Source organism: Candidatus Aquicultor sp. (assembly GCA_036504445.1).
GTDB lineage: Bacteria > Actinomycetota > Aquicultoria > Aquicultorales > Aquicultoraceae > DASXVE01.
In genome coordinates, this window is the sequence record DASXVE010000015.1 from 97,587 (window position 1) to 111,032 (window position 13,446).

Below are 13,446 nucleotides of genomic sequence, written 5' to 3' on the forward strand. Positions count from 1 at the left end.
AGGGTCCAGCTCTGCCGCAGTCTTGGTTCGCTGAGATAGCGCTATGTAAGGATGATGTACCTCTCAGGATTTTTGCTACAGGCTACCGATAGTTGATAAACTGTAGCGGCAGCCCAAAATCGTGTCCTCGTATCTCCTGGATGACGTTTTGCAGGTCATCTTTGTTCTTGGCGCTGACCCTTACTTTGTCACCCTCGATTGCCACCTGGACCTTGAGCTTGAGATTCTTTACGAACTTATTGATCTCGCGCCCTTTTTCGGTCTCGATTCCCTGCTGCACGGTTGCGATCTGTCTCACCATGCCGCCTGATGCTTGCTCCGGCTTTTTGTAATGTAAGGCTTTGAGGTCGATTCCTCGTTTGACGAGCTTGGTATGGAGCACGTCCTGCACGCTTCGCAGCTTGTAGTCGTCGTCGGCATCAAGGACAATTTGAGATTCCGCCTTATTCCAGGCAATATTGCTCTTGCTGCCTTTAAAATCGTACCTGGTAGAGATCTCTTTGTTCGCCTGGTTCACGGCATTATCGATTTCTTGCAGGTCTACCTGCGATACAATATCAAAAGAACTATCTTTGGCCATTCGTCGTATCTCCTGTGGTATCAATCGTCGTATCGGACGTATTCGATGTCGTATCGGTTGTTTTATCTGAAACCGAACTCGAATTTGGATCCGATTTACTTGAGCCTTTCTTAAAATCCTCTGCCTTCAAATCCATGGTTGTTTTTACCCGCTTATCGGGTATTTTTTTCCCGTTTACCATGACTTCGAGCGCTTCCGGTTTACCGATTTTCAACGAAACCGCCTCGTCTGCTTTAAACAGTTTTGATACCCCGATTTTTACCATACCGGTAAACTCACGCTTTCCATCGACGGTGACGGTAACCCAGGCACCCTCGCCTTTAACGCCGGTAAGCTTTACCTTAAGATCGATCTTACCGTCGCCATTGAGTATGGTAGTATCGGTTGTGCTGGTCGATGAATCCGCGCCGTTCGCGCTATGTGCCGATTCTTTGCTCGTCGTGCTCGTCGTGGCTGATGCGACCGCCGTATCGATGGTCTTACGCGTTTTTATGTTTTCTACGCGCACTTTTGGTTCCTTCGATATATTCTGGGCGATAGCGCCCCAGATAAGCAAGGCGACAAAGATACCGGCCAAAGCCCCTGCCCCTATCCCGAGCGTTGCCCAAACCGAACGTTTTTTTGTTTCAAGTTGCATGTTTGGTGAGACCGGAATGATATCGTTGTAGCTGGGCTCTGCGTAAAGGCTTTTATATTGCTGAATTAGCGGCTCAGGGTCGAGACCGAGATATACCGCATAGCTTTTAAGAAAGCCCTGCGTATAGATATCAGCGGGAAGCCTTGTGAAGTCGTTATTTTCCAACGACTCAATGTAGCGAGCCCTGATTTTCGTATCGAACTCTACTTCCTTAATGCTTTTGCCGAGCTTGGTTCGTGCTTCTAAAAGTGTTTCTCCGATTAAATCTTTATACATCGCTTACCCCCACTGGAGAGCCTGAGGTTATCTCTCTGCCAACCATCGACAGCACGCTTCATACCGTACCATAAAAGCAGTTCTTTTTGAAGGCGACCGCTTCAATATTTTAGCAGTTCGGTTGCGCTTTAAGCGTATATATTATGAGCGTAATACCTGGTTAGCGGCACACCGGTCGCACGATACTACGTTTCTTCTTTTTCTAGAAGTTCATCGAGTTCTTCCGTTGAAATGAGCACGGCACGCGGTTTACTGCCTTCATACGAACCAACGATGCCCTTGGCCTCCATCATGTCGACGAGGCGCGCCGCTCTCGCGTAACCGAGACGAAGCCGCCGCTGCAGCATTGATACCGATGCCTGACCCGCGTTAGCGACCACCCTGATGGCCTCGTTAAGCATTGGGTCGTCGTAGTCGTAACCGTATTGCGACCGCTTATCTTCGAGGATTTCCCCGCGATATTCCGGTTTAGCCTGCTTCTTAGAATATGTTGTGAGGAGCTCGATTTCTTGCTCGGTAACGAATGCACCCTGGATACGCACCGGTTTTGATATTTGCGGCGTTGAGAAGAGCATATCGCCCTTACCCGTGAGCTTCTCGGCGCCGGGTGTATCGAGAATAACCCGCGAGTCGATCTGCGATGAAACCGCAAACGCGATGCGGTGTGTAATGTTCGCTTTGATCAGACCGGTAATAATATCGGTCGACGGGCGCTGTGTGGCAACGATGAGGTGAATGCCGACTGCTCGTGCGAGTTGTGCGATACGGCAGATCGCGTCCTCGACCTCGCCCGCCGCTACCATCATAAGATCGGCCAACTCGTCGATAATTATGAGCATGTACGGCATGAGCTGCACTTCGGCCTCGGTGTCCTCTTTTTGCTTGGAAATTATCGCATTGTACTGATCGATATTTCTGGCTCCGACTTCTGAAAGCACCTGGAAGCGGTCTTCCATCTCGCCTACCGCCCAGGTTAGTGCCGTAGCAGCCTGTTTCGGGTTGGTGACGACCGGTGTTACCAGGTGTGGAATGTCGGCATAGAGATTCAGCTCGACACGCTTCGGGTCGATTAAGATCATCTTGACCTCGTTTGGCTTTGCGCGCGACAGAATCGACATCAAGATGCTGTTGACGCACACGCTCTTGCCTGAGCCGGTCGCGCCGGCAATCAGCAAGTGAGGCATACCGCCTATATCGGCGAGGATGGATTGGCCTGAGATGTCTTTGCCGATACCGACCGTTAGAATACCCTGACGTTCCTTTGCCGCATCCGAGTTTAAGATATCGCCCAGCGTTACCATTTCTCGGTACTGGTTTGGCACTTCGATACCGATAGCCGATTTACCCGGTATAGGTGCGAGAATGCGAACATCGGCTGTTGCCAGCGCAAGCGCGATATCGTCGGAAAGACTTAAAATGCTATTGACCTTAACGCCCTCGGCAAGCTGAAGCTCGTAGCGTGTGACGGTCGGGCCTTTTATTACCTTAGTGACATGAGCGTCAACGTTAAAATTAGCGAGTACGCGCTCAAGCGCATGGCTGTTTTCTTTTACACCCTTGTTTGCTTTCAGGCCGGCTCCCGATGTTCGTTTCAGCAGCTCGGTCGATGGCAGAAGGTATGACGTCGCGCCTTCGAGCTCTTTGTCGATATCAATTTTTAACTGCCTGGTCGGTTTATTGAGAATTGTTGTATCGACGGATGCCGGTTCGGGCGCTCTGCGTTCAGGCGTCATAATTGCCGGTTCATCGATTGTCGGTGAGTCAAGCTCGCCGGGCAACGGCTTTGTCTTTTTGCCGCGTCTCGGCAACGATTCTTTTTTGACCTGCATTCTTGTATCGATCCCTCTGCCGACCATTTTACTGGTTTCCGCAGCTCTATTCAGAAGGCTTCCGATCGAGAATTTGGTCACCATAACTAGGCCGATGACAATGCCTGCGCCAAAGATAATATACGACCCGATATCGGAAAACAGAACGCGCACAACGTAGGAGACGCATGCGCCGAAAATACCGCCGTATTCAAATAGGCTGGGCTTTGTAAATTGTGCCTTCAAGGGTACGTTAAGGTGAATAATCGCAAGAGTGCTTAAGAAAGCCATCGACCCGCCGACAGCCGCTGTTTCCGAGCCGAGATCAATTTTACGCATTAAAAGCCCAAGACCGCCTCCGATCATGCCAAACGGTACCGCGTATCTGGCAATACCAAAGAGCCATTTGAGTATCTGCTCAATAAGACGGCCGGCGACACCGGGTGAATTCGAAAAGAGGCTAACGAGGATTAGCGCCCCGATTGTAATCATCGCAATACCGTAGATTTCTTCGAGGTGCTCAATGTTCTTAACGTTCTTTGCCGGTACTTTATTTGCTGTATGTTTTGCTGTATGTTTGCTGGTCTTTGCCACGGTCTCCCTACTTCAACAAAGTTACGGCCAGGGTTATAGCTCCAAGCGCGAAACAATAGAGGGCAAAAACGTTTAGGCTATGGTTCTTAAGATAACTCAAAAAGTACTTAATTACAAAGTATCCGGTAACGGCCGCAGCCAAAAAACCGATTGCCAGAACAGCGAATTCTGAGCTGAACACGCCGCCTTTCAAGATTGGTTTTGCCTCGTCAATCGTACCGGCGATAATAATCGGTATCGATAACAGAAAAGAAAAGCGAGCGGCTTCTTCTCTTGTTAATCCTCTGAAAAGGCCGGCGGCTATTGTGCTGCCCGACCTGGATATTCCGGGTAATATTGCAATACCTTGAGCGATACCGATAAACAGCACGTCCGAGGTGCGCATCTCTTTAACATTAGTAGCCCTCTTCCCCATTCTTTCGCTGCTGATCAGTATAAGTCCTGTTATAAGAAGGAAGAAACCAACATATGCCGGAGTTTGGAGCGCATCGGCAAGGAGCTTGCTTAAGAGCAGGTATATGACACCGGCAGGCACCGTACCTAGGATGAGAAACCATGCGAGGCGTCGGTACGGGTCATCGCCGATTTTTCGCTCGCCGATGCTCTTAAAGAGCGCTTTGACAAGCATGATTACGTCCGCAAAGAAAAAAGTAACAACAGCTACGAGCGTGCCGAAATGAACTATTACGTAAAACGGTATATTGGCTATGGCATCGATCTGCCATCCCATAAAATACGGAACCAAGAGAAGGTGTGCCGAGCTGCTTACCGGCAAAAACTCTGTTAAACCCTGGACAATACCTAAGATAAGTGCGTGAAGAAGACTCATAAATACCCCAATTCGTTCAACTATTGCTTGCTTGTAAATTTGTGCTGTTGCTAGCCATATTGCTTGTTCGCCTCGAACCTTATGCGCCTGCTTACTTGCCGGCAGGTTTAACGCTTATTTGGTAATTTTACGGCTTGCATATGCGAACAAGCCGTAAAATTGCTGCTAATTGAGCTTAAAATCATCTGCTAAACCTCGACGATGATCGGCATGATCATCGGTCTGCGTTTGATCTTATCGTAAATAAATGAGCTAAGGGCCCTTCTGACATCTGCTTTGAGTACCGCCCAATCAGTAATTGCATCGGCTGATGTCCGCTTGATAGTCTCCGTGACCCGGTCCCTTGCCTCATCTATTAGCTCGCCGCTCTCTTTTACATAGACGAAGCCGCGTGTAACGAGGTCGGGCCCAGCGACCAACTCTCCGGTTTGCTTGTTGATGGTCACGACAACGATCAAGATACCATCGCTCGCAAGTTGCTGCCTGTCTCGCAGCACGATATCACCGATATCGCCTACACCGAGGCCATCAACCAGTACTGCGCCCGCGGTAACACGCTCTTTCATCTTCGCGGAGCCATCGCCGTTAAACTCGACGACATCGCCATTATTGGCGATGAAGATTCGTTCTTTGGGAACACCCAGGTCTTGCGCAAGCGCCGCGTGACGCTTCAGGTGTCTGTATTCCCCATGAATTGGGACAAAATACTTTGGGTTTACCATATTGATGAGCAGCTTTAATTCCTCTTGCGCTCCATGCCCGGACACGTGAATGCCGGATATCGATTCATAGTAGACTTCAGCGCCACACCTGAACAGGCGGTCGATCGTCTGAAAGATCGATTTCTCGTTACCGGGGACCGCGCTTGCCGAAATTACGACACTGTCGCCTTCCCCTATGTCGACCCATTTATGCTCATTGTTAGCCATTCTTGCAAGCGCCGATAAGGGCTCGCCCTGGCTGCCCGTTGAGAGCACGCAGATCTGCTTCGGAGAGTAACGCTTCATCTCGGCCGGGTGAATAATAAGTTTCTTCGGTACTTTTAAGTAGCCGAGTTCTTCGGCGATCGCCACGTTATTCGTCATTGTGCGGCCGGTAACCGCTACTTTACGACCATATTTATGCGCTGTATCAATAATCTGTTGGATACGGTGAATGTGCGATGCAAAGCTTGCTACCACAATTCGGCCATGTGCTTGCTCAAAAATCCTGCACATATTCTCACCGACGACGCGCTCTGACGGCGTGTAGCCCGGCGTTTCGGCATTGGTGCTGTCAGACATCAGCGCAAGCACGCCTTTCTCGCGAAACGAGGCGAGCTTATCAAATGCGATCAAATTTCCGTCGATCGGCGTTTGATCTAATTTAAAATCACCGGAATGGACGATAAGGCCGACCGGTGTGTGAACCGCGATGCCGACAGCGTCGGGGATCGAATGGCTCATCCTGAAGAATTCCAACCGGAAACACCCGATGTTAACCGGATTATTCGGATGGATTTCGATAAGCTTAGTCGAGCCAAGCAGTTTGTATTCTTCTAGCTTAACTTTTACGAGCCCGAGCGTGAGACGAGTACCGTATACCTTGGCATTAACTTCCTTAAGCAGATATGGTAACGCCCCTGTGTGATCCTCGTGTCCGTGCGTTAGCACGATTCCTTTAACTTTATCCTTGTTCTTTCTGATGTACGTAAAGTCGGGTAAAACTAAATCGATGCCAAGCATTTCGTCTTCTGGGAACATAAGACCGGCATCGATAATGACAATGTCGTCACCGTACTCGACGACCATCATATTCTTGCCGACTTCGCCTAAACCGCCAAGCGGTATAACGCGCAGCCGGTGTGCGTCACTATTTTTATTTTTAGCCATACGGCCAAAATCACTCCTAACTAAATCTTAATAAAAAGAAGATTATCAACTGATTTTCTCATACTTGACCTATGAGCTTCAAGCGCAGATGAGAATTTAGAGGTCCATAATCTTGTCGAGACCGACGGTTACGCCTGGGTACTCCCTTACTGCCTTAACCGCCATGAGCACGCCTGGCATAAACGATGTGCGATCGATCGAATCATGCCTGATGGTGAGCGATTGACCCAAACCACCGAAGATGACCTCTTGATGTGCGACAAAACCGGGCAAACGCACGCTGTGGATACGTACGTTCTCATATTTGCCGCCAAGCGCTCCCGGAAGTATCTCTTCGGATTCAACCTTAGGGCCCTTAATCTTAGGCGCAATGATCTTAGCCGTCTCCATGGCAGTACCGGATGGGGCATCGCGCTTCTGATCGTGGTGCAGCTCGATTATCTCGGCGCGGTTCATGTAGCGCGAGGCGAGCTCGGCAAATTTCATCATGAGAACGGCGCCGATTGCGAAATTCGCTGCTATGATCGCGTGAACGTTGTTTTCCATGCAGAGAGTTTTAATTTCAGCTTTATTCTCTTCCGAGAGACCGGTCGTACCGATGACGAGGTGTACTTTGTGTTTGGCGGCTACTCTTACATTTTGCATAACTGCGCCCGCATGGGTGAAGTCTACCAGCACATCGACCTCATCACCCGCTACCGCGTCCTCGATGCTTGATATCGTTACCCCGATGGGTGCCCGTCCAAGAAGCTCGCCGATATCTCTACCGAGCTCATGTATATCAACCGCTTCACTCAGTTCGGTTTCCGGATCATCTAGAACCGCCCTGCAAATTTCCCTGCCCATTTTACCTGCTGCGCCTGTTACAACAACGCGTATCATTCTAACCTCCACACAAACCGGCACAACCGCTTGCCTAGTAACAATTTCACAATCAACTAAATTATTGTAGCAGCATTAGAGGTTTTAGGCTATAGCGTAGGAGGTCAGGCGCAGTAAACCGCGCAACGCAAATCTTTAATTATCACTGAGATTTTAACCTAGCTAACCCTAATTCGGCTCTTGAAATAGCGTTTTGACAAGCGCCCTCGATACTTTCCCAAGAGGCGTTCTCGGCAATTCTTCGCCATCGACTATCTTTACCATTGAGCATTTGAATGTGGCGATTTCCTTCCTCGCAAAACTGAGCAGCTCTTTTTCTTTAATTACAGCGCCCGCCGCTAAGATAACAGCCGCTACCGCAACCATTCCCTTTATCGGGTGCTCTTTGCCAAACACCACAGCTTCTTTAATAAGCGGATTTGAGAGGAGAACTTTTTCCACTTCGCTCGGGTACACATTCTCGCCGGCAACATTAAACATATCCTTAGCCCTATCGACGAAATGCAAGATGCCGTCTTTCTCGAAGACCAAATCACCGGTCCGTAAATAACCATCGATAAAAACATCTTCACCGTCCGCCGTGTAGCCCCAGTAACCCTGCATTATCTGCGGGCCTTTAATAACAAGCTCGCCGATTCCACCGGACGGCGCTTCTTTACTCGTCTCCAAATCTATAACCTTAATCTTGGTGTTCGGTATGGGGATACCTAAGACATTATCGGCGAACACCTGACCGCTAACGGTTCGGGCTACGGACACGCCCGAGCTTTCAGAAGAACCGTAACCACTGGTAATTTTAACCGGTGAGAGGCGCTCAAATTCCGCCTTAATCTCTGCAGGCAAATAATCACCGCCGCTAATGCAGAGTTTAAGCGAGGAAATATCGTATTCGCCCGATGCCAGTACTTTACCCATGGTCGCGTAATATGCGGGCACACCGACAAAGTGCGTGGCCTTATAGTAGCCAATAGCATCCAGCACCGATTTTGGTTTGAACTGCGGAATCAAAATCATGGTCGCGCCCCTATTGATGGGTATCGTCAACGTGCATGTAAACCCAAAAACGTGGAAGAACGGCAGCGCGCACATAAATATCTCGGGTTGGACTTTGACGTTTATGATCCATTCTTCAACCTGATAAACATTTGCTACCAGATTCTGGTGGGTTAAAATTGCGCCTTTCGGTATACCGGTCGTACCGCCGGTGTATTGGAGAAGCGCTATATCTGTTGCTTTAAGTTCGACATCAGGATAATTCCCGGGATTTTGAAGCAGCGATGCAAACGGTATCACCGGGCTGCTATCCGCATTGTGAGGATTGACAGCCTTTTGCTGGTCATCCGCCATACCGTCTGAATGCATGGCAAACTGCGGTAACGGCTCCTGCAAATCGGTAACAATAACGGACTTCAGACTGGTATGGGTTTTAATTTGTGATACGAGAGGGACAACCTGGTCCATGGCGATCATAACTGTCGCACCCGAGTCTTTAAGAATGTGCAAGAGGTCCTGACCTTTAAGCAAGGGATTCGCCGGAACAGCGATGGCACCATACCTCAGTATGCCAAATAACGAGATGATGAAGTGCGGCGATGTAGGCAGGCTGATGACGACGCGGTCGCCCCTTTCAATTCCTAAGCTCTGCAGGCCCGCTGCAAACATATCGACCATCGAATCAACCTGGCTATAGGTTAATTGCATGCCGCCAAAGACCGTCATGGTTTGCTCACTATATTTATGTGCTGAATCTGCCAGCAAGGCCGGGAGTGTTAATGAGCTTGGTATAGAAACATTCCGCTTGACTCCAGGCTCATATAATCTTCTGAGAAGCTTTTCCACGTATACCTCCGTTATCACTCGGTTATTCTTTTTTATTATCCTCGGCAATAAGGTGTAATTTAGATTTTACACGTACCGGCTTCAAAAAGAAAAAGCCCTGTTGCCCATAGCAAGATGAGCACAAAAGTTCACAGAAACGGTTTTCAAGCGGCAAAGAAGTCTTGCCGTTATCCTAATCTCTCCGGCTGTGCATGGAACGGTATTTGAATTACCATAAAAGCCATGACGAAGAACGATAGTAAACCGCGCGTAATTGTTGATGCCGACGCATGCCCGTCGCTTGATGCCATTATCAAGATCGCCAGAGGTAATAATGCGCTTGTTGTGCTAGTCGGTAACGAAACGCAAAATCTGGCCCGTTTTCGAGACGCGCCCGGTATATTAATACGAGAAGTCGCATGCGAACGCGACGCGGCCGACTATGCCATCGTATCTTTAGTAGCTGCCAGTGATATCGTAATTACCGGTGATATCGGGCTCGCATCGCTTGTCTTGTCGAAGGGTGCAGCCGTGATATCCGCGCGGGGAAAAGCCTATCATCCGGCCACCATAGGCTATGAGCTGCTTCTTCGACACGAGGGCCAGAAGATACGTCGTGCCGGAGGCCGAACCAAAGGCCCCTCACCTTATACTAATGAAGACAAACAACGCCTCATTGAGGCGCTCACCAAATTTCTCAAGCCACGCAATTAGTTGCGAGCGATCCCCTACTGCATGAACCATCTTTGCAGTAAACCATATTTTGGATCATCTTATGAATTAACCCAAAGCCGACCTCGAAAAGAGCAAACCCAAATACTGTATTATCCCGGCAGAGAAAACAGATATTTACACGAGGAATACTAAAGTCACCGATTATCTCAAGAGCTATTACGTCCCGGATAAGAAGTATAACAATTACATCGTTTTGAGAAGGAAAGATTAGCAGCCAGATCGGTACCAATACCGGATAGACAACCAAGCGCCCTTCCTATATTATCGAGCTATTACACCTACCATAAAGGAGAATAACTATGCGGTTTGGGAAATTTGCACTTCTAGCTTTACTGATAGCGGCGCTCGTGATATGCGTCGGTTGTGGCAACATCGCTGAGCAAGCGACTAAGAAGGCTGTTGAAAACGCAACAGGAGTAAAAGTCGACGAGAAAAACGGTAGTGTAAACATAAAAACAGACAAGGGAGAAGCTACAATCAGCGGTAGCGAGAGCAAAGTGCCGGATGGTTTCCCCAAAGACTTCCCTATCTATGATGGGGTAAAAATAACCAGCGGTTTAAAGACCGAAGCCGAAGGCAAGACCAGCTTCCAAGTAACTTTTGAGACCAGTGATGATGTAAAAAAAGTAGTCGATTTCTATAAAAAAGCTTTAGCTGATAACGGGTATAAAATCTCGGGGTCGATGGAGGCCGACGAAATGGCGAGTCTATCACTTAAAAAAGGCGATGCCGATATTGGCGGAGTCACGATAACAAAATCTGATGGTAAGACGAACGTACTAATCGGTCTCACCGAATAAACTTACGATAGTATTGCCGGATACAAGAGAATAACTTCGAAGCAGGCCTGGATATTACAATAAACCAGGCCTGCTTTTCTCTGGGAGGGCAGAGGTCGCACGAATGTCCAACAATACAATTATTTGCTTAAAGAATTCTGACGACGAGTATTTGCGATATATCCTGTCGGGCGGGCCTTAAAAATTGTACGGCAGTGCCGGCAAGTTCGTTGTATGAAGCTAAAATCTTAAGGGTTTTTAAATATGACGTTGTTTTCTTTATCCACGATGGAAACCGACTCTATCGAAACCTTAAAATCACCGATGCCTAGATGCGGGGCTATATGGCCTCTCTTGCCGGACACCAACTCTTTAGCCGTATAACCGTCACTAAATGTCACTAAGGCACGATATCCTTTTTCTCGCAAATTATCATCGTTAATAACCAACGTCGCAAACGGTACGCCGGTCGCAGTGCCGCCGATCGATACTTGCGTCATCGAAGCATTGTTGTTCGTTGATGCCTGGGATTTAACTATTGTGCCCTTTGCATCCATTGATAATGCGTAATACCCCATACTTTTTTCAGTCTCATAAAAGATGACCGTCGCATCACCAATTTTCTTAACAGCGAGGGGCGTAACATTATTGGCCGTCAGAAACTGATTAAGCTCACCCTTTGTTAGCGAACGGAGCTTCTGAGGCGGTGGAGCGCATGAGCTCAGACAAACAACCGCTACGCTAATCGTTATCAAGAAAGCAATCAGTCTGCGTTCCTTCATGGGCTCACCGATCCGAATAGAGTGGGTAATTTATAGAGTTCACTTCGATAATATGATTATAAACCTTCTAAAAGCAAAACGCCTAGTCGCCAACGGTAAAGAAGATCATTTTCCAAACATTGTTCTATTTGATGAACTGAGCGCGATAATCAATCGGACTGCGTACGTAAGCACCCAAGACGCATCAGGTTGTTCCCGTGGTGGTTTTGACTTTCCGCCAGCTAAGACGAACGAGAGACATATATAGTTCCTCGCTAAATGGTGCTATTTGTGGGTGTAGGTATCCAAGCATTCTATTCTCAACCGCAGTATCCGATGTACCTGTATCGCTAGAAAAACCTGGTGGCAAGAACGGCGAGCAGACGGCAGAACGGAAAAAAGCTTTAGTCCGTTACCAGCAAAAAGAGAAAGCGCATCAAAAGGAACTTGTCGTCTATAACCGCAACGTATTTATCATTGCCCTCGTGTTCGCCCTGGTCTTTCCGTAATAGGGCTTGTCTTTGCGGAGAAACTTCTCATTATTGAGGATGGTTTATTGTTAGGCGGGCTTTTTACCCTTGGCTATGCCGTCGGTCGTGGGTTTGCCACCGATGATAAATTCAGATTCGTTGCTGTGAGCGCGGGCTTAGCGATTGCTCTCGTGCTTGGTTATATTGAGCTTATTCAACCTTTTATCGAGAAAGAGTACGCCCAACCAACATAAAGCATCAAGAATGCGCGGACAATATCTGCAAAACCTTCATCTTTTTTCGTAAATACCATCTTGTTACGACTGTCAGAGATACTCTCAGTCGGATGAGAATTAGATTTACAAAATGTGCTATGTATGTAATACTTTATAAAGCTAAGACGTGAATTCTAAATGGGCCTCGTTTTTGACGAGTCCCTATTTTTTTGGTCCGTGACGTACCCTCTTTAAGAGTGCCGCATTAACCTAGCGTCGTAAGCTTCGGTCTTAAGACGCTAGGAGGTGTAATACATGTCAAAAGGTACTGTAAAATGGTTTGACGACAGCAAAGGCTACGGTTTTATCAGGCAGGAGGATGGCGGGCCGGATGTCTTCGTGCATCATACCGCAATCAACGGCCATGGGTTCAAGACTCTAGCCGAAGGAGCCTCAGTTGAATATGAGGTTCGCATGGAGGCCAAGGGTGCCCGCGCATCCAATGTCTCAATCGCTGCATAATACAAACGAACGATGTAAAGGCTTGCTAGAGATAGCAAGCCTTTTTTATGTGCCGGAGCAGTTGAACGATCTTCGGACATTCTCAGCTTGCGCGAGATCGAGCTTGCTATAAAATAATAGTATGAGCGATGTGGTAATCAGGGGCATTGCTCCCGCTGAGCTATGCGAAACCATAGAGTTAATTCGGACTTCATTTAATAAATTTATTGCACCGGGCTACACAGAAGAAGGCATAAAGATGTTTTTTGAATTCACCGACCCTGAGGCAACCCTTAAACGCCTGTCGCAGAATGCATTTATGCTTGTAGCTCACTGCGGTAACAAAATTATTGGCGTTATCGAAGTTAGAGACTGATGAGAAAATGGGGTTCCAGCGCCTCGGTCCAGAACAAGAAAAGAATGGTATCCGCTTTATACCTATGGCGTTGAAGCCCGCAGAAGGTGGGTTATCATAGCTGGGGCACTAGGATTCGAACCCAGTAAAAACTTGAGGTCAGGTTATTGCAGACAAATCGCATAACAGAAGAATGAACCGCCCCGGGTATAATGGAGGCACCTAAGCTACCACAAGGAGAGTTATGCCGATACCAAACAAGTACCCGAAAGAGTTTCGTGAAAAAGCGGTGCGGATGGTTGCCGAGATGAATTCGCCGGAGGCAATTCGCCGTG

Annotated in this window: 13 protein-coding genes; 5 read left to right on the plus strand and 8 right to left on the minus strand. The window is 48.1% G+C overall.

The window, feature by feature from the left end; all coding sequences use genetic code 11:
* Nucleotides 1–82: 82 nt before the first annotated feature.
* The 7 genes from VGK02_03665 to VGK02_03695 form a co-directional block, all read right to left on the minus strand.
* The gene (locus tag VGK02_03665) at nt 83–580 is read right to left on the minus strand and encodes a YajQ family cyclic di-GMP-binding protein (protein ID HEY3374145.1); all 498 of its coding nucleotides are present in this window, start codon (nt 578–580) and stop codon (nt 83–85) included.
* Nucleotides 567–1,493 carry a RodZ domain-containing protein gene (locus VGK02_03670; protein HEY3374146.1) on the minus strand — a complete coding sequence of 309 codons (927 nt, stop codon included), beginning with the start codon at nt 1,491–1,493 and terminating at the stop codon, nt 567–569. Before VGK02_03670 ends, VGK02_03665 begins: the two co-directional genes overlap by 14 nt.
* 185 nt (nt 1,494–1,678) lie before the next feature.
* Nucleotides 1,679–3,895 (minus strand): DNA translocase FtsK 4TM domain-containing protein, encoded by a 2,217-nt coding sequence (locus tag VGK02_03675; protein HEY3374147.1) that lies wholly within the window; start codon nt 3,893–3,895, stop codon nt 1,679–1,681.
* A gap of 7 nt (nt 3,896–3,902) precedes the next feature.
* Nucleotides 3,903–4,724 carry an undecaprenyl-diphosphate phosphatase gene (locus VGK02_03680; protein HEY3374148.1) on the minus strand — a complete coding sequence of 274 codons (822 nt, stop codon included), beginning with the start codon at nt 4,722–4,724 and terminating at the stop codon, nt 3,903–3,905.
* A gap of 188 nt (nt 4,725–4,912) precedes the next feature.
* Complete coding sequence (locus VGK02_03685) at nt 4,913–6,595, minus strand: ribonuclease J (GenBank protein HEY3374149.1); 1,683 nt, start codon at nt 6,593–6,595, stop codon at nt 4,913–4,915.
* Between the two features lie 96 nt (nt 6,596–6,691).
* The gene (gene dapB / locus VGK02_03690; GenBank protein ID HEY3374150.1) at nt 6,692–7,477 is read right to left on the minus strand and encodes a 4-hydroxy-tetrahydrodipicolinate reductase; all 786 of its coding nucleotides are present in this window, start codon (nt 7,475–7,477) and stop codon (nt 6,692–6,694) included.
* A gap of 168 nt (nt 7,478–7,645) precedes the next feature.
* Nucleotides 7,646–9,316: an AMP-binding protein gene (locus VGK02_03695; GenBank protein ID HEY3374151.1), complete on the minus strand. Its 1,671-nt coding sequence runs from the start codon at nt 9,314–9,316 to the stop codon at nt 7,646–7,648.
* Between the two features lie 222 nt (nt 9,317–9,538).
* Between VGK02_03695 and VGK02_03700 the strand changes: the two genes are divergently transcribed.
* Both VGK02_03700 and VGK02_03705 read left to right on the plus strand, forming a co-directional pair.
* Nucleotides 9,539–10,009 carry a DUF188 domain-containing protein gene (locus tag VGK02_03700; GenBank protein HEY3374152.1) on the plus strand — a complete coding sequence of 157 codons (471 nt, stop codon included), beginning with the start codon at nt 9,539–9,541 and terminating at the stop codon, nt 10,007–10,009.
* 320 nt (nt 10,010–10,329) lie between these two features.
* Nucleotides 10,330–10,830: a hypothetical protein gene (locus VGK02_03705; protein HEY3374153.1), complete on the plus strand. Its 501-nt coding sequence runs from the start codon at nt 10,330–10,332 to the stop codon at nt 10,828–10,830.
* Between the two features lie 227 nt (nt 10,831–11,057).
* On the opposite strand, the gene VGK02_03710 is transcribed toward VGK02_03705, so the two are convergent.
* Complete coding sequence (locus tag VGK02_03710) at nt 11,058–11,591, minus strand: hypothetical protein (protein ID HEY3374154.1); 534 nt, start codon at nt 11,589–11,591, stop codon at nt 11,058–11,060.
* 535 nt (nt 11,592–12,126) lie between these two features.
* Between VGK02_03710 and VGK02_03715 the strand changes: the two genes are divergently transcribed.
* The 3 genes from VGK02_03715 (at nt 12,127) to VGK02_03725 (ending at nt 13,132) form a co-directional block, all read left to right on the plus strand.
* Nucleotides 12,127–12,294: a hypothetical protein gene (locus VGK02_03715; GenBank protein HEY3374155.1), complete on the plus strand. Its 168-nt coding sequence runs from the start codon at nt 12,127–12,129 to the stop codon at nt 12,292–12,294.
* Between the two features lie 276 nt (nt 12,295–12,570).
* Nucleotides 12,571–12,777 carry a cold shock domain-containing protein gene (locus VGK02_03720; protein HEY3374156.1) on the plus strand — a complete coding sequence of 69 codons (207 nt, stop codon included), beginning with the start codon at nt 12,571–12,573 and terminating at the stop codon, nt 12,775–12,777.
* A gap of 121 nt (nt 12,778–12,898) precedes the next feature.
* On the plus strand, nt 12,899–13,132 hold the full coding sequence (locus VGK02_03725) for a GNAT family N-acetyltransferase (protein HEY3374157.1): 234 nt from the start codon (nt 12,899–12,901) through the stop codon (nt 13,130–13,132).
* Nucleotides 13,133–13,446: the final 314 nt, after the last annotated feature.

What these genes read in the sequence shown, in the direction of transcription:
- VGK02_03680 (HEY3374148.1), bottom strand. Translation starts at nt 4,724, where the DNA reads ATGAGTCTTCTTCACGCACTTATCTTAGGTATTGTCCAGGGTTTAACA.
- VGK02_03725 (HEY3374157.1), top strand. Translation starts at nt 12,899, where the DNA reads ATGAGCGATGTGGTAATCAGGGGCATTGCTCCCGCTGAGCTATGCGAA.
- VGK02_03720 (HEY3374156.1), top strand. Translation starts at nt 12,571, where the DNA reads ATGTCAAAAGGTACTGTAAAATGGTTTGACGACAGCAAAGGCTACGGT.
- VGK02_03705 (HEY3374153.1), top strand. Translation starts at nt 10,330, where the DNA reads ATGCGGTTTGGGAAATTTGCACTTCTAGCTTTACTGATAGCGGCGCTC.
- VGK02_03710 (HEY3374154.1), bottom strand. Translation starts at nt 11,591, where the DNA reads ATGAAGGAACGCAGACTGATTGCTTTCTTGATAACGATTAGCGTAGCG.
- VGK02_03665 (HEY3374145.1), bottom strand. Translation starts at nt 580, where the DNA reads ATGGCCAAAGATAGTTCTTTTGATATTGTATCGCAGGTAGACCTGCAA.
- VGK02_03685 (HEY3374149.1), bottom strand. Translation starts at nt 6,595, where the DNA reads ATGGCTAAAAATAAAAATAGTGACGCACACCGGCTGCGCGTTATACCG.
- VGK02_03670 (HEY3374146.1), bottom strand. Translation starts at nt 1,493, where the DNA reads ATGTATAAAGATTTAATCGGAGAAACACTTTTAGAAGCACGAACCAAG.
- VGK02_03700 (HEY3374152.1), top strand. Translation starts at nt 9,539, where the DNA reads ATGACGAAGAACGATAGTAAACCGCGCGTAATTGTTGATGCCGACGCA.
- dapB (HEY3374150.1), bottom strand. Translation starts at nt 7,477, where the DNA reads ATGATACGCGTTGTTGTAACAGGCGCAGCAGGTAAAATGGGCAGGGAA.